We start from the raw sequence: 20,054 nt of genomic DNA, 5'->3' as shown, positions 1-20,054 counted from the left end.
GGCATGCCAGGACCGGCGCGCCGCGCTCCCCCACGAGGCCGAAACACCGCGGCTCCCGGGATGGATGCGCCGCACCGCAGGACACACCACACTGGTGATTACCCCTATATTTCGCACCACAACGGTGCCAACTGGAGCAGCAAGCATGGATATCAATCTGCCCGACGTCGTGGCGGAAGTCACAGCCGCCCTGGACCGCTACGAAACCGCCCTGGTGAACAACCAGGTGGAGGTGCTGGACGTGCTCTTCTGGAACAGCCCTCACACGCTGCGCTATGGCGCGGGCGAGAATCTCTACGGCTACGATGCCATCCGCGCCTTCCGCGCGGCGCGGTCGCCGCAAGGCCTGGCCCGCCGCGTGTTGCGCACGGTCGTCACCACCTACGGCCAGGATTTCGCAACGGCCAATCTGGAGTTCCAGCGCGACGGCAGCGGCCGCATCGGCCGGCAAAGCCAGACCTGGATGCGCACGCCTGAAGGATGGCGCGTGGTCGCTGCCCATGTCAGCCTGATGAGCTGACGCGCCAGCCCGCGCGCGGGCGACATCATGGCGTCATGATCATGAATAAACATATCCGCGATCGAGATTGAGCGGGCTTGCTTACAGGTCTACACTGACATTCCCGTCCACCCCTTGGAGCCTGCGCCCCATGAGCACCTACAAGATTGCCGTTTTCGTCGGAAGCCTGCGCGCTGCCTCGTTCAACCTGCGGCTGGCCCGCGCGCTCGAAAAGCTGGTGCCCGCGGACTTCAAGTTCGAATACGTGAGCCTGGGCGACGTGCCGCTCTACAACCAGGACAACGAGAACAACCTGCCCGCCCCCGCCGCCAAGCTCAAGCAGCAGATCGCCGACGCCCAGGGCATCCTGTTCGTGTCGCCCGAGCACAACCGCTCCGTGCCCGCCGCCATCAAGAACGCCATCGACTGGGGCTCGCGTCCCTGGGGCCAGAACTCCTGGACCGGCAAGGCCGTCGGCATCGTCGGCACCTCGCCCAGCGCCGCCGGCACTGCGTTGATGCAGCAGCACCTGCGCAACATCCTGGCTGCCGAGGGCGCCAACGCCCTGACCACGCCCGAGGTCTTCCTGCAATACACGGAAGGCCTGGTCGACGACCAGTACAACATCACCAACGAAGGCACCCGCAAGTTCCTGCAAGGCTGGGTGGACCGCTACGTGGACTGGATCAAGAAGTTCAACGCCTGATCGCCGCCGCTGCCGGCGCGGGCTCCTCCCGGCCGGCAGAGATCGCCCGTCTACCTCCGGGCGATCCAGCCCCCCGATACGTCGGGGGGCTTTTTTTTGCAGCGACGACGATCGCCGCTGGAGCATCCAATGCCGCCAGAGCGCCGGCCCGCCGCCGGGCCGCCCCAAGGCGGGCCAGCCCCCCCGGGGGGCAGCAAGCGAGCGCAGCGAGTGCGGCGTGGGGGCTCACACTACACCTCACACTTATCCCCGCCAACTGTGGAGAAGGTTGAGGACAGCCTTGGGGCAGAATGAAAAACCCTAGTCCCGCCAAGCACTTGCAAGGCCCGGTCAAAAATTGCGCAATCATCCTTTTGGATGATTCTTGACGCACTTATCCACTGAAATCAGGGTGACTCCGGGGACTTGCGCGGTGGCCGCGCCAAAATGTGGATTTGTCCCCGCGTTCTGTGGAGAAGCATGAGGACAGTATGAGGGCAGGTCGGAAATTCCCTTGCATATCAAGCGTCTGCAAGGGGTGGTCAAAAATGGCTCAAACGTCGTATCGAAGTGCCCAGGTTGTCCCCGCCAAATGTGGATAAGCCTGAGGACAGTATGAGGGCAGCATGCAAAAAGCCTTATGCGCCAAGCACTTGAAGGGGCCGCTCAAGAAACGCCCATTGCCGCCAGGGTCACGATGCCACAACGGATCACGAGGACGGCAGGCGAAAGCGAAGCGGGCTTGTCCCCACCGAATGTGGACAAGCCTCTGAACAGTCGGATAACAAGCTGGAAAAGTCCTTACCCGACAATCACTTGCAAGGCGTGCTCAAGAAAGAAGCAGCAAGCGGACTCACTCGTTCCCTTCCAGCCGCATGCCTATCTTCATGCCGACCTGCCAGTACGCCACCTTGCCGTCCTTGATGTGGCCGCGCACTTCGGTGACTTCGAACCAGTCCAGGTTGCGCAGCGTCTCTGACGCGCGCGCGATGGCCTGGGAGATGGCGTCGTCGGTGGACTTGGTGGATGAGCCCACCAGTTCGATTTGCTTGTAGACATGATTCGACATAGCTCGTCTCCGCTAAGGGGGTGAGTCGTGCATCGTCGGCCTGGCGGCGGTGTTCCGGCGCTTACGACCGGCAATCCATTCGAACACACAGCATACGCCCACGGCGCTAGAGTGGTGTTACGAGTTCCGTCGCACCGGTCTCGGCGCGGCGGAACGCGTTCCCGCAACGCAAGCTAGGAGGTGTCGTCATGCCTGAACGAAAAACCCTGGAACGCGCGGCGCGCGACAAACGCCAAGGAAAATCCGCTTCCACGCAGGCCGGAGAATTCGTGCGCGAGGAAATCGAACACGTGCGCGAAGGCAAGCACGGCGTGCGGTCCACCAAGCAGGCCATCGCAATCGGGCTGTCCAAGGCGCGCCGCGCCGGCGTCGCCCTGCCCACGCCGAAAAAGGCCAGCGCGGCGACCAAGCGCAAGGCAAAGCAGGACAGCGACGCGGCCCATGATGGACATGCCAAGTCCGCCAAACGCGCCAAGGCCACCACCACCGCCCTGAAGAAGGAAAGCGCCAAGCCCGCATCGCGCAGCGCGTTGTCGCGGCAAGCGAGCGCATCGGCCTCCAAGCGCAGCGCCGCTGCCCGCTCGGCCGCGGCCAAGAAGGCTGCCGCCACCAAGGGCGCCGCGGGACGCTCCGCCGCCGCGAAGAAAGCCGCCCGCACGCGCGCGGCAAACCAGCGGGCCAGCCACGCCCACTGACGCGGCAGCGATGCCCGGCTAGCCCGCCTCGAACGCCTTGAAGCGCTCATGCAGGAACTCGCGCAGGCGCTTGACCGCCGGCGACAGCAGCATGCGGTGCACGCACAGCAGGTATAGCGGCGACGGCTCGCTGGTGTAGTCGGCCAGGACTTCGATGAGCCTGCCCGCGCGCAGGTCGGCCAGCACGTCAAAGCGCGACTTGTAGGCCAGGCCATGGCCAGCCAGCGCCCAGCGGCGCACCAGTTCGCCGTCATCGCCGACGCGGTCGCCCTTGACCGGTACGGTGAGCGCGGCGCCCTCGTGCCTGAAGGCCCAGCGGTCGTGCAGGGTTTCGCCCAGCACGAAGGACAGGCAGTTGTGGCGGCGCAGGTCATCGGGCACCTGCGGCACGCCATGGCGCGCAAGGTATGCGGGCGAGGCGCACACCACGCGGCGGTTGTGCTCGGACAGCGGCAGGGCCACCAGTCCCGAGTCGTTCGGCGTGCCATAGCGCACCGCAAGATCCACCGGCTGGCGGTACAGGTCGGCCAGGCGGTCGCTGATGCGCACCTGGAAGTTGACGCGCGGATGCCGTTCCTGGAATTCATCCAGCCATGGCAGCAGCACGTGGCGGCCCAGGTCGGACGGGATCGACAAGGACAGCGTGCCGGAGATCTCCGTCTTGTTGCGCGCCACGGCGTTCCTGCCCGCGTCCAGCGCCGACAGCGCCGCGCGGGCATGCTCCAGATAGCGTGCGCCGTCGCTGGTCAGCCTGAGGCTGCGCGTAGTGCGCACGAACAGGCGCGCATCCAGGGCCTGCTCCAGCCGCTTGAGCGCGGCGCTGGCGACCGCGGGCGTCAGGTCCAGTTCGCGCGCGGCGGCGGAAAAGCTGCCCTGGTCCGCAGCCGCCATGAATATCTTCAGATCCTCGAACCGCACCATGCCGGCCTCATTTTCAAAAAAATATTGAAACTGACTGCGATGCTAGCCGCTTTTTCGCTGGTTTGGACTGGGTAATGATGGCTCCATTCCCCGACACACAAGGAGTCACCCGCATGAAAATCGAACTGAACGGCAAGAAAGCCCTGGTCACCGGATCGTCCGGCGGCATCGGCCTGGCCATCGCCGCGGGCCTGGCCGAGGCCGGCGCCGAAGTCGTGCTGCACGGCCGCAACGCCGACAAGCTGGCGCAGGCCGCCGCCTCGCTTGCCCAGCAGTTTCCCGCCGCCCGCGTGAGCACCGTGCAGGCCGACCTCGCCACCGCCGACGGCGCGGCCTCGATCTCGGCCGCCCATCCCGACGTCGACATCCTGGTCAACAACGCCGGCTACTTCGCCCCCAAGTCCTTCACCGAAATCACCGACGACGACTGGCAGTACATGCTGGACACCAACGTCATGAGCGGCGTGCGCCTGTCGCGCTATTACCTGCCGCGCATGCTGGCCGCCGGCTGGGGCCGCATCGTGTTCATTTCCAGCGAATCCGGGGTGCAGATCCCCGCGGAGATGATCCACTACGGCGTCAGCAAGACCGCCTTGCTGGGCGTGTCGCGCGGACTGGCCGAACTGACCGCCGGCACCGGCGTCACCGTCAACGCGGTGCTGCCCGGCCCCACGCGCTCGGAGGGCGTATCGGACTTTTTCGCCGAAATGGCCAAGGAGCAAGGCGTGACGCAGGACCAGATGGAACGCGACTTCATCGCCCAGCATCGCCCCACTTCGCTGCTGCGTCGCCTGGCCACCGTGGAGGAAGTGGCCAACATGGTCGTCTACACCTGCTCGACGCAAGCCGCGGCCACCAACGGCGCGGCGCTGCGCGTGGACGGCGGCGTGGTGCGTTCCATCATCTGAGCCCGGTACGCAACCATGAAAGCCATCGCCTTTTTCAAGAACCTGCCCGCCGACCACCCCGAGGCGCTGCAGGACATCACCCTGGCCGACCCCGTGCCTGGCGACCACGACCTACTGGTCGAAGTCCGCGCCATCTCGGTGAATCCGGTGGACGTGAAGATCCGCGCCAAGCGCACGCCCAAGGACGGCCAGCCCGAGGTCATAGGCTGGGACGCCGCCGGCATCGTGCGCGCGGTGGGCGCCAAGACCAGCCTGTTCAAGCCGGGCGACCGCGTCTGGTATGCCGGTGCGCTGAACCGACCCGGCGCCAACAGCGAGCTGCACGTGGTGGACGAGCGCATCGTCGGCCATATGCCCGATAGCCTGGATTACGCCCAGGCCGCGGCGCTGCCGCTGACCACCATCACCGCGTGGGAGCTGCTGTTCGACCGGCTGCGCGTGCTGGACAACGCCGCCCCCAGCCAGGGCAGCCTGCTGGTCATCGGCGCCGCGGGCGGCGTGGGCTCCATCCTGGTGCAGCTGGCGCGCCAGTTGACCGGACTGACAGTGATCGGCACCGCTTCGCGTCCGGAAACCCAGGCTTGGGTGCGCGAGCTGGGCGCGCATCACGTCATCGACCACAGCCAGCCGCTGGCCCCCGAGCTCAAGCGCATCGGCTTCGAGCACGTCAGCCACATTGCCGGCCTGACCCAGACCGACCAGCATTTCGCGCAGATGGCCGAAGCGATTGCGCCGCAAGGCAAGATCGCCCTGATCGACGACCCCTCCGCCATCGATGTGCGCCTGCTCAAGTCCAAGTCGGCATCGCTGCATTGGGAATTCATGTTCGCGCGTCCGCTGCACGGCACGCCCGACATGATCGCGCAGCACGAACTGCTGAACCAGGCCGCCCGCCTGATCGACGAGGGCGCGCTGCGCACTACGCTGGGCGCGCACTACGGCAAGATCAATGCCGAAAACCTGCGCCGCGCGCACGCCTTCATCGAAAGCGGCAAGGCGCAGGGCAAGATCGTGCTGGAAGGGTTCTAGGGTGCAATCGCGATGCCTCGCCGCACCCGGCGGCGGGGTATCTCGCAATTGCAGGCAGAAAGCAGTACAAACTCGACTGCGCGCAAACACATGCGCGACATCATCGGGAGTCTCTTCTGCTCGACCACATTCTCAATCAGGCGCTTGAACCCGTGCTCTGGGGGATGGTGGCCTTCACCCTGCTGATGCTGCGGCTGGCCCCTTTGCAAGGATGGAAGGCCGCCATCGTCGCCGCCATCACGGCCGGACTGGTCTTCGACACGGTGCAGTTCCGCGTCGGGCCGCCGCGCCTGTGGGACTCGCAGGTGCTGGCTTCGGTGCTGGCCGCCCTGCTGGCGGCCGCCGTGCTGGAACTGCTGTTGCTGCTGCTGCGCCGCTCGCGCGCCGAGCAGGCCTGAAACATCAAACCGGCATCCGGCCCCGGCCGGATGCGCGTCACGCGCCTGCTTTCAAGCGCGCCCTTCCCGCTTGGCGCGGGCGTGGGGATCGTTGATCTCGGCTTCCAGCTCGGCGATCAGCCACTCCAACCAGCCATTTTCACTGCGCGCATAAACCACGGCGGCAGGCGTCTTGCCCGTGCGCCAGCCCGGCTGGTGCACGTCCATCCAAGCGCCCAGGCTCTTGTGCGGCGCCAGCAGACCCGACAGCCACGACCACAGATAGTCGGGCACGTTGCGGCGGAATCCTTGCGCGCAGGCGTAGAGGGTGGGCTCAAGCGGCAGGTTGCCGGCGCGGGCCAGCCTCGCCTGCACGCGGCGCAGCGTCTCGGCCGCGGCCTGCAATTGTTCGGTGCTGAGCTTTTTCATTGGAGGACTCCTGGACTTGGTTTGCCCGGATTATCGCCGCATGCAGGAACGCTTTCAAAGCGCCGCCTGTCGCGGCATCAGGAACGCGCCGCTCGGGGCGGCTCCAGACCGAACAACGCGGTCGCGGTAAAGCGCGCCCCGGGTTCAAGCACCCGCATGCCGCTGCGGGCCTCGCCGCCCGCCGCAAGGTTGAACGCGTCCGCCACATTGGTGACCGGCTCGACGCAAAGGAACTCCGAACCTCCCGCGGTGTAGACCACCAGGTGCGCAAACGCCGGATCGGCGTGCAGCGACAACTGGTGCCCATCGGGCCAATGCAGGGTGGCCCGCCCTGCCCATTGCGACAAGTAGGTATCGCAGCCGCTGGCCGAACGCCGCAGCTCGCGCACGTGGACGGATTTGCTGCCGGCGGGCAATCCGTCGGCGTCCGCTGGCCACTCGCGGCGCGCATGCAGCGTGACGCGCTCGGCCGTGAAATAGGGATGCAGGCCCAGGCCGCAGGGCATGGGCGTGTCGCCGAGATTGACGATGGCCAGCGCCACGCTCAGGCCGCGCGCGTCCAGTTGGTAGCGCTGCACGCATTCATACGGCCAAGGCCAGCCCAGCACGCCGGCGGGCTGCTCCAGCACCAAGTCGACGCTGTCCGGGGCGTGGCTGCGCACGTGCCACTGCTGGTACAGGCCCGCGCCATGGATCGCATGGGGCCGGTCAGGTACCGACTGCAACGCGTGCCTGGCGCCGTTGAAGGTGAACACGCCATCGCGGATACGGTTGGAGTAAGGCGCCAGCGGATACGAGCCCGCCCGCGGCCAGTGCCCGGCGGGCCACTGCGTGTCGGTCAGGGGCACGATCCAGTCATGGTCGCCGGTGGACAATCGCGTCAGGCGGCCGCCGCCGCCCGGCGCGAACTCGGCCTGGTGCGGGCCGCTGGCGATGGTGATGCGCTCGCTGGCGTCCAGCGTGGCCGGAACGGATAGAACCTGCATGGATAGGAAACTCCGGCGGCGGAAACAGGGCCGCGCGCTGCGATTGTGCAGTCGGCGGACGGGCGGGGGCAAGCGCCGATGTCCGCGTACCTGGACGACATGGTCTTGCCCAAGCACGGCTCGAGCGCCCGCCCAAGTGTGACAGAGTGTAAAGGCAACAAGCACCCAAGCGGCCCCCGGCAATGGGGGTTTTCCGTTCAGCCGAATTTCGGTGCGCGCCGGATGTGGAATACGCGCCACACCCCCCACTTTCCCTGTCGGCGACCTGCTGGCATCATGCGGCGCGTAGGGCACCTGTCAAGCATCTGAACAAGGAAAAAAAGTGCGATTCAGTTTTCTCAAGGCCCTGCTAGTCTGCTTGTGCGGCGCCATGCTGAGCGCCTGCACCACCTGGGACGTGGCGATGCTGCGCCACAAGGGCAAGCCGGTCAACGACATCGTGACCGAGTGGGGCGTCCCCGATCGCGTGTATGCCAGTGAAAACCTGCCGATCGGGCAGTTGGTCTACATGTGGCAGACCTCCGGCGAAGTCTCGTGGGACGAGGCCGTCGGCACCTTCTACGTTCCTCCGCCGGGAGGCGTCAGCTACGGCTTCGGCAACAACACGGGCACCATCTACCAGCGCCGCACCGGCGTCGCCAGCTGCTACACCATGCTCCACGTCGACGAGAAGGGCATCGTCGTCGGCGGCGACCTCGTCAACAACGGCACGACCTGCAAAATGTGGTGATGGCGGCGCCAGGCGGATCGCCCATGCGCCTCGCCGGCCGGCCTCCCATCGGACAACCCGCAAGAGAATTCCTGATGATGAACATGAAAGCCACCCTCATCCCCTTGCTCGCCCTGGCTCTGCTGTACGGCCCAGCCTTCGGCGCCGAGAAAAAGCCCACGGAGGGCGACATTTCCCGGGCGATCGCCTATACGGATGTGATGCGCGCCTACGCCTACAGCAAGCAAGCCGCTGAGTTCAAGGCCCGCTTCGACAAGATCGGCCCGGGCGCCGACGGCCTGGAAGCCATGACCAATGCAGCCAATCTCATGAGCCTGGCAAACCAGGCCATGCGCGCGGCCTGCGCGCGCGAACCGCACTATGTGGAAAAAGGCATCGAGGCCTTCCGCTGCAGCAAGATCAAGTAGCCGGTCCTGAACCAGCCGATTGAAGCGCCGTTGCGGAGCTGACGGCGCTTCAATCGCTCTCCTTCGCAGGACGCTGCAACAAAGCCGCCCTGCACACGGGCTGCGGCTTTCGACGAGATCACCGCCCGCTTTCTTCAAATTCAGCGGGCGCCTGCCGGATGGCGGGTATCGGCTTTGCTGTTTCTCCCCTTGCTGGTCGTCGTATCGTAGCCGCCGCTTAGGTTGGAAGTACTTCGGGAACTGGCGCCATCGCTGTATCTCGTGTCGTAGCCACCGCTCAAGTTGGACGTGCTGCGCGAGTTCCGCCCATCGCTGTAAGTCGTGTCATAGCCGCCGCTCAGGTTGGACGTGCTCCGCGAGGTAGTGCCGTCGTCATAGGTGCAGTCTTGCCCACCCGACAGATTGGACGTGCATCTTTCCGCCTGGGCGGTCGCGGCTGCGAACACGGCAAGCACGACGAAAGACAACTTGGACACGATTTTCATTTTGATCCCTATGGCGTGGAGGCTGATGCCGTCATCGCCGCGTTGTTGTGCGGCGTGGCGATCACCATAGCGACTATTCCCGCGAGCGGATGCGGGCGTTTTGCGCAAAGCGATTTCAGCCGGTTTCGGGCCGATTCAGCCGGTTTCCTGGCCGCATTTTCCCTGCGCCCGCCCTGCCTGCCGGCGTAGCAATTCAATTGCTTCTGTTCTCGCCAAGCGCCGGTGACCGAGCCGTCGGCATGGCCATATTGATGCGACCTGGGCAGCAGAGACCTGCGCCGACACAGGGTTCGAGGTCATCAAGAAGTTGGGCAATATCATGAACAAGCGAGGTCCGGACAAAACCAGCATCCGTCCCTCCCCGCAGCGGTTCGCGCGCCCGATACAATCACGGGCATGAATTCCGCAACGCAAAACACCGCCGCCGACGCCCACCCGGGCCACACCCCCATGATGCAGCAATACCTCCGCCTGAAAGCGGAGGCGGGTCCCTTGCTGCTTTTCTACCGCATGGGGGACTTCTATGAAATGTTCTACGAAGACGCGGAGCGCGGCGCGCGTCTGCTCAATCTGACGCTGACCAAGCGCGGCTCGTCCAACGGCACGCCGATCCCGATGGCCGGGCTGCCGGTGCATGCCATGGAGCAGTACCTGGCACGGCTGGTCGCGATGGGCGAGTCCATCGCCATCTGCGAGCAGATCGGCGATCCGGCGGCCTCCAAGGGGCCGGTCGAGCGCCGCATCGTGCGCATCGTCACGCCGGGCACGCTGACAGACGACGCGCTGCTGCCGGCCAAGGCGGACCGCGCGTTGGCTGCCGTGTTCGTGGGCGGCACCGCACGCGCGCCGCGCGCCGGGCTGGCCTGGCTGAACCTGGCCAGCGGCGAATTCCGCGTGACCGAATGCGCGCCCGCGCAGCTGGAATCCGAGCTGCACCGCATCGCGCCGGCCGAGATCGTCTGCGCCGACAGCGCCGAATTCGACTTCCCCTTCGAAGGCGCTCGGGCCCGCGTGCCCGACTGGCACTTCGAAGCGGACAGCGCCCGCGCCCACCTGCTGGCGCACTTCAAGACCGACACGCTGGCGGGCTTCGATATCGAGGACATGCCGGCCGGCGTCTGCGCCGCGGGCGCCCTGCTGCGCTACGCGGCCCGTACCCAGTCGCAGGCCCTGGCCCACGTGCAGAGCCTGTCGGCGGAACGCCCCGGCCAGTACGTGCTGCTGGACCCGGTCACGCGCCGCAACCTGGAGCTGACGCAGACGCTGTCCGGCGAAGATTCGCCGACGCTGTTCTCGCTGCTGGACGGCTGCCGCACGCCCATGGGCAGCCGGCTGCTGCGCCGCTGGCTGCATCATCCGCTGCGCGAGAACGAGCAGGCGCTGGCGCGCCAGCAAGCCATTTCGGCGCTGCTGGCGGGCCGCATGGACATGGAACAGAACTTTGGCGCGGCCGGCTTTGGTTCGGCCGGCCTGCTGGAGTCGCTGCGCGGCGCGTTGAACGCCTTCCCGGACATCGAGCGCATCGCCGCCCGCCTGGCGTTGCGTTCGGTGCGCCCGCGCGAGCTGGCCAGCCTGCGCGACGCGCTGCAGGCCCTGCCGGCGCTGCGCGACCAGGTGGAGCCCATGGCGGACTCGCCGCGGTTGGGCGAGCTGGTCTCGCACCTGTCGGTGGATCCGGCCCTGGCCGCGCTGCTGGTGCGCGCCATCGCCGCCGAACCCGCTGTCGCCATCCGCGACGGCGGCGTGCTGGCAGCGGGCTTTGACGCCGAACTCGACGAACTGCGCGGCCTGGCTGCCGACGGCGGCGATTTCCTGGTGCAACTGGAAGCGCGCGAACGCGAGCGCACCGGCATCAGCAACCTGCGCGTGGAGTTCAACCGCGTGCATGGCTTCTATATCGAAGTCACCAAAGGCCAGACCGCCAAGGTGCCGGAGGACTACCGCCGCCGCCAGACGCTGAAGAACGCCGAACGCTACATCACGCCCGAACTCAAGACCTGGGAAGACAAGGTGCTGTCCGCCCAGGACCGCTCGCTGGCCCGCGAAAAATGGCTGTTCGAACAATTGCTGGACGTGCTGGCCGAACATGTGCGCCCGCTGTCGGATTGCGCCGCCGCGCTGGCCGAACTGGACGCGCTGGCCGCCCTGGCCGACCACGCGCGCCGCCACGACTGGATCGCGCCCGAACTGTCTGAGCAGGCCGACATCGACATCGAGGCCGGCCGCCACCCGGTGGTCGAGCACGCCATCGAACGCTTCACGCCGAATGGCTGCCGGCTGGAGCCGGCGCGCCGCATGCTGCTCATCACCGGCCCGAACATGGGCGGTAAATCGACCTACATGCGGCAGGTGGCGCTGATCGTGCTGCTGGCGCGCATCGGCAGCTTCGTGCCCGCCTCGCGCGCCCGCATCGGCAAGATCGACCGCATCTTCACCCGCATCGGCGCGGCTGACGACCTGGCGGGCGGCCGCTCGACCTTCATGATGGAAATGACCGAAGCGGCTGCAATCCTGTCGGCCAGCACGCCCAACAGCCTGGTGCTGATGGACGAGATCGGCCGCGGCACGTCCACCTACGACGGCCTGGCGCTGGCCTGGGCCATCGCCTGCCGCCTGCTGGCCCACAACCGCGCGCTGACGCTGTTCGCCACCCACTATTTCGAGCTGACCCGCCTGCCGGCGGAACAGCCGGCCTCGGCCAACGTGCACCTGGCCGCGGCGGAATCGGCCGGCGGCATCGTGTTCCTGCACGAAGTGCGCGAAGGCCCGGCCAGCCGCAGCTACGGGATCCAGGTGGCGCAGCGCGCGGGCGTGCCCGCCGCGGTGATCCGCCAGGCCTCGCGCGAGCTGGAACGCCTGGAGGCGCAAGGCGCCCCCACGCCACAGCTCGGCCTGTTCGCGGCGGCGGCTGACGCCGACGCCCAGGCCTATGCCGACGCCGACCGCTCCGACGACCTCGAGGCCCTGGATGCCCTGCGCGAGGAACTCGCCGCCATCGACCCCGACAGCCTGACGCCGCGCGAAGCGCTGGACGCCCTCTACCGCCTGAAGAAGCACCTGCAATGAACCTCGACCATCCCTTGTCCCTGCTGGGCAACCAGAGCCCGAACGACTTCATGCGCCGCTACTGGCAGCGCAAGCCCCTCCTGATCCGCCAGGCCATCCCCGGCTTCAAGCCCCCGGTCACGATCGCCGCCATCAAGAAGCTGGCGCGCCGCGATGACGTGGAGTCGCGCCTGATCTGGCGCGAGAACGGCGAATGGCAGATGGAGAACGGCCCCTTCGCGCGCCTGCCCAAGGACAATGAAGGCGACTGGACCTTGCTGGTGCAAAGCGTGGACCTGCACAGCGACGCCGCATCCGAGCTGATGCAGCTGTTCCGCTTCATCCCAGACGCGCGGCTGGACGACGTGATGATCAGCATCGCCAGCCATGGCGGCGGCGTGGGTCCGCACTTCGACAGCTACGACGTGTTCCTGCTGCAGGCGGCGGGCGAACGCGAATGGCGCTATGGACGCCAGAAGGACCTGTCGCTGGAACCGGACCTGCCGCTGAAGATCCTGAGCCGCTTCGAACCAGAAGAAACCGCCGTGCTGGCCCCCGGCGACATGCTCTACCTGCCACCGCAAGCCGCGCACGACGGCATGGCCGTGGGCGACGGCTGCATGACCATCTCGATCGGCTTTCGCGCGCCCACGCAGGCGACGCTGGCGCGCGGGCTGCTCGAAGCAGCCGCGGACCAGGTCATGGCGCGTGTCGGTCTCCTGGGCGGTCCCTATGGCGAACCCGCCCTGCCCGGTCCGAAGCTGTCCGCCGTCTATCGCGACCCCGGCCAGCCCGCGGTCGACACACCCGCCGCCCTGCCCGACGCGCTGGTGGCCGCCACGCTGGAAACCGTGGAAAAGCTGCGCTTCGACGACGCGCTGGCCTCGCGCTTCCTGGGCTGCTGGCTGACCGAGCCCAGCAATCTCAGCGTGTTCGACGCGCCCGAAGGCATGGAGGTGGACCTGGAAGAAGACTGGCCGGCCGCAGGCCGGCTGGTGCTGGACCGCCGCAGCCGCATGCTCTATCGCGGCAAGCAGCTCTTCATCAATGGCGAAACGGCCATGGTGCCGGCGGATGCCGCCCTGCGCACGCTGGCGGATGCGCGCAGCCTGGATTGTTCGGACCCGTCCTGCATCCGCCTGACCGACGACGCGCGCTCCTGCCTGGCGGACTGGCTCGATTCCGGCTGGATCCGCTACGTCGCGGCGTAGCATCCCGACACGGCTCCGTATCAGTCCTGTACAGAAGGAAATCAGGTCTGATACGCGGGACACATCAAGAAAGACTTAACACGAAGCTGAAAGGTTTGTTGCCGTTGGGATGCGACCTTTTTAACTTTCATACGCGTTGCGCCCGCGTGTTCCTGTAGCCTGACTTCTGGTTTCCCCTAATGGGGTTTCAAGAGTCGTCATCTACAGGAGTCTAAAAATGATGAGCAAAACCTTGATTATTGCTTCGGTGCTGGCCGTCGCGCTGAGCGCCTGCAACAAGAAGGAAGATGCCCCGGCGCCCGCGACCAACCCCGCTCCGGGCGCCAGCACGCCTGCCCCCACCACGACGCCTCCGGCCACCTCGCCGGCTCCGGCGCCCACGCCCAACACCACGCCGGGCGGCGGTTCGACCACCCCGGGCGGCTCGACCACGCCCGCGTCCTAATAAAAACTCAGCGACGAACCCCCGCTCTGAGGACGCAAGAAAAAGCCCCGGCTGCCGCAGCCGGGGCTTTTTTGCGTCCAGGGAGGGCTGATGAGCAATACATGACCGCCGCACAGCCCCTCGCGGCGCGTAAAGTAAAACCCTGCAAATCGCGCCCAAATAAAAAGAGGCCCCATCAGGGGCCTCTCTTGCTCTGGCCTGCGCCTGGGCGCAGGGCCGGCCGGTCTTACATCTTGTCCTTCAGCACGCTCAGCAGACGCTGAGCGGTGGCGCTGTTGTCGCGCGCGCCATTGGCATCCAGCACCGTCACCGTGGTCTGGTCGCCGGTGGCGGCCAGGTGGATGCGGTACTGCGGCGCCTCGGCCTTCTTGTCGCCCGAGAACATGCGGCTGAAGAAGCCCGGCTGCTCGATCTTCTCGCCCGTGTCGGTATCGACGTAGCGGACGAAGTAGTCGCCAGCGGAGCGATCCCGGTCGTCCACGGCAAAGCCGCCGCCGTCCAGCGCCACGCCGACACGACGCCATGCGCGGTCGTACGATTCGCTGACGATGAGCGAGGCGCCCTGGGCGCGGACGTCCTGCTGCACGGCAGGCTTCTGCGGCGTGGCCTCGGCCTGCTGCACCAGCTTGCGGGCGTTGTCGACGTCGGAACCCAGGTAGACCATCATGCGGGCAAGCATGGCGGCGTTCAGGCCCGGATCTTCCTTGCCGTTCTGCCATTGCACCTGCATGCCGTCGCCGCCCACTCGCTTTTCAAGCATCTGGCGATGGCTGACGTAGATCTCGGTGTGGCCATTGACGCGTTCGACGCGCGTGCGGAATTTCTCGCGCTCGCCGCTATCCCAGGCCGACTCCAGAACCATGCCGAGCGCCTGGCGCAACCAGCTTTCCGGAATCTTGGCGCGGTTTTCCGCCCAATCGGTTTCGATCAGGCCGGCGCCAGGATTGTTGCTGGCCACGGTGAAGCCGCTTTCGGTCCAGAAGTCGATCAGGCGCGGGAAGATATCTTCCGGCGGACGGTCCACTACCAGCCAGCGCAGATCGCCGTCGCGCTCGACGCGCATGTCCTGGCGGCCGGGCAGCACGTTGCTGGTCTTGGGCTGGCTGGCTTGCGCCTGGCCCTGCTGCTGGAACTGCGAATAAGTGGTCGAGCCCGAAGCCGGCGCGCGATAACGCGGGTCGCTATTGGCCTGGGTCAGGTCGGGCGGGATGCTGAGGGGCTCTCCGCGCTGGGTGACTGCGCTCTTGTAATTGACGGACTCTTCATTGCCCAGGAATTGATTGACCTCGCTGCAACCGGCCAACAACACCAGAGACATCAATGCCGACAAACCGGCATGACGCTTGTTCATACGTATCCTCACGATATTTAGAGCAGGCCCGTTTCCTGGAGCGCGGCACGCACGGTCGCGTGGTGCTGCGATCCCAGTTCAACCAGCGGCAGCCGGTAACCCAGTGCGCTGCGGCCCATTTCGGCCAACGCCCACTTGACAGGGATGGGGTTGGCTTCAACGAACAAAGCCTTGTTCAGACGCGCCAGGTACGCATTAAGTTCACGCACCTTGGGCACATTGCCAGCCAGGGCGGCGGCACAGAGCTCGCGCATGAGCTTGGGCGCCACGTTGGCGGTTACGGAGATATTGCCGCGCGCGCCCAGCAGGATCAGGGCGGCGGCGGTGGGGTCATCGCCGCTGAAGACCTGGAAGCTGGCCGGCGCTTCGCGCAGCAACAGGCCGCCGCGGGCGATGTCGCCCGTGGCGTCCTTGATGCCGATGATGCCCGGCACCTGCGCCAGGCGCAGGACCGTTTCGTTGCTCATATCGGCAACGGTACGGCCCGGCACGTTGTACAGGATGGTGGGCAGATCGACGGCTTCCGCGATGGTGCGGAAGTGGCGGTACAAGCCTTCTTGCGAGGGCTTGTTGTAATAGGGAACGACCGACAGGCCGGCCTGCGCGCCGACCGCCTTGGCGTGGCGCGTCAGGTGGATGGCTTCGTCGGTGGAGTTGGCGCCGACGCCGGCGATGACCGGAATGCGGCCCGCAGCGTGTTCGACAGCGACGCGGATCAGCTCCGCATGTTCTTCCATGGAGACCGTGGGCGACTCCCCGGTGGTGCCGACCACCACCAGCGCGTCGGTGCCTTCCTGGATGTGCCAGTCGATCAGCGACCGGTAGGCAGCGTAATCCAGGCTGCCGTCGGGCTGCATCGGGGTGACCAGGGCCACCATGCTGCCTTGGAAATTAACGCCTGCGGCGGTTGCAGGGGATGCCATAAATGTAGGGCTCCAAAACCCCGCGGCGGGATGCCTCGGGGCCAGAATCAAAGAAACCGTTAAGTTTAACGGATATTGGCTGAAATCCTACAGAAACCACTGGACGATGGTCGTCCCCAGGGAGAGCACCGGCCGCATCAATAGCCAGAGCACATCCGTCACCAAGAGAATGACGACGATCACCAGGCCGTACGGCTCGATTTTCGAGTATTGCCAGGCCAGGCGGTTGGGCAGCAGGCTGAAGAGGATGCGTCCCCCGTCCAGCGGCAGGATGGGCAGCAGATTCAGGGCCATGAGCACCAGGTTGACGTTCACGCCGGCCACGGCCATTTCAAACCAGAACGACTCCTGCAGGCCGGACTCCAGGAAGAGGCGCAGCGAAAACGCCCACATGACCGCCATGAGCAGGTTGGCGGCGGGCCCAGCCAGCGCCACCCACAGCATGTCCTGCTTGGGCCGGCGCAAGCGGCTGAAATCGACTGGCACGGGCTTGGCCCAGCCGAACAGCATGCCCGGGCTGCCCAGCAGCTTGGAGGCCAGCAGGATCGCCACCGGCACCAGTAGCGTGCCGACCGGATCGATATGCCGCGCCGGATTCAGGCTGATACGCCCGGCCTGATAGGCCGTCGGGTCGCCGAACATGCGCGCGACAAAGCCGTGCGCGGCTTCGTGCAGGGTGATGGCGAAGATGACCGGTATCGCGTAGACCGCAATGGTTTGGATGATGTCATTCATGGCGAACCGGATTGTAGATGAGCCGCGCGCCGGCGCATGCCGGCGAGCAGGTCGGCGCGGCGGACGCGCTCAGGCAAGACCGAGGGTGGCAGGATCGCCGCGTCCGACACGCACCACCACCGGCTCTTCGCTGGTGAGGTCGATCACGGTGGTGGGCGATTGCGGGCAGGCGCCCGCGTCGATGATTGCTGCCAGGTCGTGGTCGTAGCGTTCGCGGATTTCTTCCGCGTCGTTCAACGCTTCGGTCTCGTCCTTGGGGATGAGCGTGGTGGACAGCAGGGGCGCCCCCACCTGCTCCAGCAGGCCCAGCATGACCGCATGATCCGGCACGCGAATGCCTATGGTCTTGCGCGAAGGATGCGACACGCGGCGCGGCACTTCCTTGGTGGCTTCGAGGATGAAGGTCCAGGGCCCCGGCGTGGCGGCCTTCAGCAGTCTGTACTGGCGGTTGTCGACGCGCGCGAAGTGGCCGATTTCGGCCAGGTCACGGCACAGCAGCGTGAGATGATGGCGTTCGTCCAGGCCCCGCAGGCGGCGCAGCCCGTCGGCGGCGTTCTTGTCGTCCAGCCGCGCGACCACGGCATAGCTCGAATCGGTAGGTACTGCGACCAGCCCGCCATCGGCCAGCCATTGGGCCGCCTGCTTCAGCAGGCGCGGTTGCGGATTCGCGGGATGGATATCGAAATACAAGGCCATGGGTTTATCCTAACACTCTTGAAGGCCGCTCAGTACAGAGCGGCGATGCAAAATGGCGGGAACGCCGACCCGCCCGGAGAAACAGTATGCGCCTTGATGACTCGCGCGAAAGCGACAATGTGGAAGACCGCCGTTCCAGCGGCCCACGCATCGGCGGCCGCGGCACCATCGGCATAGGCACGATCGTGCTGGCCCTGGTCGCCATGTATTTCGGCGTGGACCCCAGCGTGGTCCTGCAGATGGCCGAAGGCCCGCCCGCGCAGCAGCAGCAAGGGCCGGCCACGCGTCCGCCCGCCAACGATACGCAGGCCATCTTCGTCTCGAAGGTGCTCGGCGAAACCGAAGACACCTGGAGCGCCATCTTCCAGAAAGACCTGAATCGCCAGTACGTGGCGCCCAAGCTGGTGCTGTTCCGCGGCGCCACGCCCACGGCCTGCGGCACCGGACAATCCGCCATGGGCCCGTTCTACTGTCCCGGCGACAGCAAGGTGTACATCGACCTGGCCTTCTTCGACGAATTGCAGAACCGCTTCAAGGCGCCGGGCGATTTTGCCCAGGCCTATGTGATCGCCCATGAGGTCGGACATCATGTCCAGCACCTGCTCGGCATCTCGGACCAGGTCGACAACCTGCGCCGCCGCAATCCGTCCCAGGCCAATGCCTTGTCGGTGCGCATGGAGTTGCAGGCCGACTGCTTCGCGGGCTTGTGGGCGCAACGCGCCAACGCGGCGCGCAACATCCTGGAAAGCGGCGACGTGGAAGAGGCGCTGGGCGCCGCCACCGCGATCGGCGACGACCGCCTGCAGAAGCAAAGCCAGGGCTATGCGGTGCCCGATTCCTTCACCCACGGATCGTCGGCCCAGCGCGTGCGCTGGTTCAAGCGCGGGCTGGAGAGCGGCAGCATCAAACAGTGCGACACGTTCGGCGCCAGTTCGCTATAGCCGCGTGGACATGCACTTGCGCGCCGCCCCCTTTACTGTATATCCATACAGCGAAAGGGGCGGCGCAGTCTTCATCTTGTAAGATTACGCCCCCTCGCAGTGTTGCGCGCGCGCCCCGCCGCCGCGCGGCGCTTGCCAGGCGCGCTGTCCGGCGCGCGCATTTCCAAGACCCTAGATCAGTTCCATGGCCAACAAGTTCGAACCGTTAATCACCGTTGATGAGGTGCAAGAGATTCTTGCCGAACCCAAGGAAACCGTAAAACCGATCGCCTGGGCGCCCAAACCCGCCGCCAGCAATCCCCAATGGCTGGAATTCGCCTGTGCCTGCCGGGTCAAGGGCGAGGTGCGCGAAGACGTGATTTTCCGCGCGACCTATCGCGGCGCGCGCACCGCCGTGCACGGCCAGGCCACCATCTTCCTGGCCGAGGCGTTCTGCGCTAGCCTCTTCGTGGGCCCGCACCGCGTGTTCGGCGTGGACACCGACGACTCCTTCCACACCAGCCTGGTGGGCGAAGGCCGGCCGCAGTACCGCAAGCCGCTTGCGGACCGCAGCCATGAACACATCTGGGTGGACGAAGGCGAAGGCTATGCCGAGCCCATCGTGCCCGCCCTGCAGAATATCGGCGCGCTGATGCAATATTTCCTGCCGCGGGCGAACCTGACGCTCACCGGCGGATTTGCGCATCCCCTCAAAGGCCGCCAAATCGAATTGATCCTATGAGCACTTTCCTGGAAGCCTCCGGCTGGACCGTCCTGCCGGCGGGCGAGCACGCCATCCGCGCCATATCGCCCATGACGCTGGGCCTGGACGGGCAGCACGCGGCCTTCTTCATCGCGCATCCCGACGAGTCCACGTTCTACCTGACCGACGCCTGCGAGACCGCGATGCACGCGTCCAGCTACGGCATCGACCTGGCGGCAAAGCGCATCGATATCCTGAACGAAACCCCGGGCGTCAGCCTGGCGCACTTTGACCGCGACGGCGCCATCGTCGCCAGCGGCCCCAATGAACAGCTGCAGGAAGCGCTGTGGGATGCGGTCAAGCTGGCGATGGCGCTGTCGTTCCAGTGCGCCAAATGGATGCCGAAGTTCAGCCAGCTGCGGTTCCGCGCCCTGGTCGGGCGGGCGCTGACGGCAGGCGTGGGCGTGAACCGCATGGTCAAGGGTGCGCGCGCCAAGGGCAGCAGCGGCCACACGGCGGACTTCGCCTTCGCGGTGCGCGCAGCCGGCAGCACCGCGCTGACCTACATCGAGCCGATCGCCCTGAAGGCCGGCAAGAAAATGGATTGGACGCAGGTCTACCAGACCCACGGCAAGATGTCGGACGTGAAGATGGCGGACGCGCGCAACTCGCGCATGGTCATCCTGGAGGATGGCGCCTCGGCCGAGGAGTTCAAGAAGGCCGTGACCATCCTGGAACAGTCCGCGACCGTGCAAACGCTCGCCAAGACCCGGGATTGGCGGGAAGTCTTCTCCGGCTAGGACGG

23 protein-coding genes are annotated in these 20,054 nt (G+C 66.2%); 15 read left to right on the top strand and 8 right to left on the bottom strand.

Annotation, left to right across the window (positions count from 1 at the left end):
• The first annotated feature begins 145 nt into the window (after nucleotides 1–145).
• Nucleotides 146–520 carry an oxalurate catabolism protein HpxZ gene (gene hpxZ, locus BRO63_RS22885; RefSeq protein ID WP_088141996.1) on the top strand — a complete coding sequence of 125 codons (375 nt, stop codon included), beginning with the start codon at nucleotides 146–148 and terminating at the stop codon, nucleotides 518–520.
• A gap of 130 nt (nucleotides 521–650) precedes the next feature.
• Entirely contained in the window at nucleotides 651–1,205 is a 555-nt protein-coding gene (locus BRO63_RS22880) for an NADPH-dependent FMN reductase (RefSeq protein ID WP_088141995.1), read from the top strand.
• 832 nt (nucleotides 1,206–2,037) lie between these two features.
• On the opposite strand, the gene BRO63_RS22875 is transcribed toward BRO63_RS22880, so the two are convergent.
• Nucleotides 2,038–2,253 carry a dodecin gene (locus tag BRO63_RS22875; RefSeq protein WP_088141994.1) on the bottom strand — a complete coding sequence of 72 codons (216 nt, stop codon included), beginning with the start codon at nucleotides 2,251–2,253 and terminating at the stop codon, nucleotides 2,038–2,040.
• Nucleotides 2,254–2,441: 188 nt separating this feature from the next.
• Here BRO63_RS22875 and BRO63_RS22870 point away from each other — a divergent pair, with 188 nt between their 5' ends.
• Complete coding sequence (locus BRO63_RS22870; protein ID WP_088141993.1) at nucleotides 2,442–2,948, top strand: DUF6496 domain-containing protein; 507 nt, start codon at nucleotides 2,442–2,444, stop codon at nucleotides 2,946–2,948.
• A gap of 18 nt (nucleotides 2,949–2,966) precedes the next feature.
• Here the strand turns inward: BRO63_RS22870 and BRO63_RS22865 are convergent, their stop codons facing one another.
• The gene (locus tag BRO63_RS22865; protein ID WP_088141992.1) at nucleotides 2,967–3,869 is read right to left on the bottom strand and encodes a LysR family transcriptional regulator; all 903 of its coding nucleotides are present in this window, start codon (nucleotides 3,867–3,869) and stop codon (nucleotides 2,967–2,969) included.
• A gap of 113 nt (nucleotides 3,870–3,982) precedes the next feature.
• Here BRO63_RS22865 and BRO63_RS22860 point away from each other — a divergent pair, with 113 nt between their 5' ends.
• The 3 genes from BRO63_RS22860 (at nucleotide 3,983) to BRO63_RS22850 (ending at nucleotide 6,204) form a co-directional block, all read left to right on the top strand.
• Nucleotides 3,983–4,777, top strand: coding sequence for an SDR family NAD(P)-dependent oxidoreductase (locus tag BRO63_RS22860; protein ID WP_088141991.1), 795 nt, complete (start codon nucleotides 3,983–3,985; stop codon nucleotides 4,775–4,777).
• Nucleotides 4,778–4,792: 15 nt separating this feature from the next.
• A complete protein-coding gene (locus tag BRO63_RS22855; protein WP_088141990.1) occupies nucleotides 4,793–5,806 on the top strand; it encodes a zinc-binding alcohol dehydrogenase family protein in 1,014 nt (337 codons plus the stop codon).
• A 152-nt stretch (nucleotides 5,807–5,958) separates the two neighbouring features.
• Entirely contained in the window at nucleotides 5,959–6,204 is a 246-nt protein-coding gene (locus BRO63_RS22850) for a hypothetical protein (RefSeq protein ID WP_306425684.1), read from the top strand.
• 51 nt (nucleotides 6,205–6,255) lie between these two features.
• Here BRO63_RS22850 and BRO63_RS22845 read toward each other — a convergent pair whose 3' ends face one another.
• Together BRO63_RS22845 and BRO63_RS22840 are read right to left on the bottom strand one after the other, a co-directional pair.
• Nucleotides 6,256–6,612, bottom strand: coding sequence for a hypothetical protein (locus BRO63_RS22845; RefSeq protein WP_088141988.1), 357 nt, complete (start codon nucleotides 6,610–6,612; stop codon nucleotides 6,256–6,258).
• Nucleotides 6,613–6,689: 77 nt separating this feature from the next.
• Complete coding sequence (locus BRO63_RS22840; RefSeq protein ID WP_088141987.1) at nucleotides 6,690–7,598, bottom strand: aldose epimerase family protein; 909 nt, start codon at nucleotides 7,596–7,598, stop codon at nucleotides 6,690–6,692.
• 322 nt (nucleotides 7,599–7,920) lie between these two features.
• On the opposite strand from BRO63_RS22840, the gene BRO63_RS22835 reads away from it, so the two are divergent.
• From BRO63_RS22835 to BRO63_RS22810, 6 genes are all read left to right on the top strand, one after another.
• Complete coding sequence (locus tag BRO63_RS22835; protein WP_088141986.1) at nucleotides 7,921–8,328, top strand: hypothetical protein; 408 nt, start codon at nucleotides 7,921–7,923, stop codon at nucleotides 8,326–8,328.
• Between the two features lie 74 nt (nucleotides 8,329–8,402).
• The gene (locus BRO63_RS22830; RefSeq protein ID WP_088142041.1) at nucleotides 8,403–8,735 is read left to right on the top strand and encodes a hypothetical protein; all 333 of its coding nucleotides are present in this window, start codon (nucleotides 8,403–8,405) and stop codon (nucleotides 8,733–8,735) included.
• A gap of 386 nt (nucleotides 8,736–9,121) precedes the next feature.
• Nucleotides 9,122–9,409, top strand: coding sequence for a hypothetical protein (locus tag BRO63_RS34275; RefSeq protein ID WP_179215192.1), 288 nt, complete (start codon nucleotides 9,122–9,124; stop codon nucleotides 9,407–9,409).
• Nucleotides 9,410–9,616: 207 nt separating this feature from the next.
• Complete coding sequence (gene mutS / locus BRO63_RS22820; RefSeq protein WP_256943391.1) at nucleotides 9,617–12,286, top strand: DNA mismatch repair protein MutS; 2,670 nt, start codon at nucleotides 9,617–9,619, stop codon at nucleotides 12,284–12,286.
• The gene (locus BRO63_RS22815; RefSeq protein ID WP_088141984.1) at nucleotides 12,283–13,476 is read left to right on the top strand and encodes a ribosomal protein uL16 3-hydroxylase; all 1,194 of its coding nucleotides are present in this window, start codon (nucleotides 12,283–12,285) and stop codon (nucleotides 13,474–13,476) included. Before mutS ends, BRO63_RS22815 begins: the two co-directional genes overlap by 4 nt.
• A gap of 217 nt (nucleotides 13,477–13,693) precedes the next feature.
• Nucleotides 13,694–13,921, top strand: a complete 228-nt coding sequence (locus BRO63_RS22810) for a hypothetical protein (protein ID WP_013395215.1) — start codon at nucleotides 13,694–13,696, stop codon at nucleotides 13,919–13,921.
• Between the two features lie 226 nt (nucleotides 13,922–14,147).
• On the opposite strand, the gene bamC is transcribed toward BRO63_RS22810, so the two are convergent.
• The 4 genes from bamC to BRO63_RS22790 form a co-directional block, all read right to left on the bottom strand.
• A complete protein-coding gene (gene bamC / locus BRO63_RS22805) occupies nucleotides 14,148–15,272 on the bottom strand; it encodes an outer membrane protein assembly factor BamC (protein WP_088141983.1) in 1,125 nt (374 codons plus the stop codon).
• A 17-nt stretch (nucleotides 15,273–15,289) separates the two neighbouring features.
• The gene (dapA, locus tag BRO63_RS22800; protein WP_088141982.1) at nucleotides 15,290–16,195 is read right to left on the bottom strand and encodes a 4-hydroxy-tetrahydrodipicolinate synthase; all 906 of its coding nucleotides are present in this window, start codon (nucleotides 16,193–16,195) and stop codon (nucleotides 15,290–15,292) included.
• A gap of 87 nt (nucleotides 16,196–16,282) precedes the next feature.
• Entirely contained in the window at nucleotides 16,283–16,930 is a 648-nt protein-coding gene (locus BRO63_RS22795) for a site-2 protease family protein (protein ID WP_088141981.1), read from the bottom strand.
• Nucleotides 16,931–16,999: 69 nt separating this feature from the next.
• Nucleotides 17,000–17,626, bottom strand: a complete 627-nt coding sequence (locus tag BRO63_RS22790) for an L-threonylcarbamoyladenylate synthase (protein ID WP_088141980.1) — start codon at nucleotides 17,624–17,626, stop codon at nucleotides 17,000–17,002.
• An 86-nt stretch (nucleotides 17,627–17,712) separates the two neighbouring features.
• On the opposite strand from BRO63_RS22790, the gene ypfJ reads away from it, so the two are divergent.
• From ypfJ to BRO63_RS22775, 3 genes are all read left to right on the top strand, one after another.
• A complete protein-coding gene (gene ypfJ, locus BRO63_RS22785; protein WP_088141979.1) occupies nucleotides 17,713–18,567 on the top strand; it encodes a KPN_02809 family neutral zinc metallopeptidase in 855 nt (284 codons plus the stop codon).
• Between the two features lie 184 nt (nucleotides 18,568–18,751).
• Nucleotides 18,752–19,288: a hypothetical protein gene (locus BRO63_RS22780; RefSeq protein ID WP_088141978.1), complete on the top strand. Its 537-nt coding sequence runs from the start codon at nucleotides 18,752–18,754 to the stop codon at nucleotides 19,286–19,288.
• Nucleotides 19,285–20,049 (top strand): DUF1828 domain-containing protein, encoded by a 765-nt coding sequence (locus BRO63_RS22775; RefSeq protein ID WP_088141977.1) that lies wholly within the window; start codon nucleotides 19,285–19,287, stop codon nucleotides 20,047–20,049. Before BRO63_RS22780 ends, BRO63_RS22775 begins: the two co-directional genes overlap by 4 nt.
• Nucleotides 20,050–20,054: the final 5 nt, after the last annotated feature.

The organism is Achromobacter xylosoxidans (genome assembly GCF_002192695.1).
Lineage (GTDB): Bacteria > Pseudomonadota > Gammaproteobacteria > Burkholderiales > Burkholderiaceae_B > Achromobacter > Achromobacter xylosoxidans_C.
The sequence above is the reverse complement of the archived record's forward strand: the minus strand, read 5'-3'. Positions and strand labels throughout refer to the sequence as shown.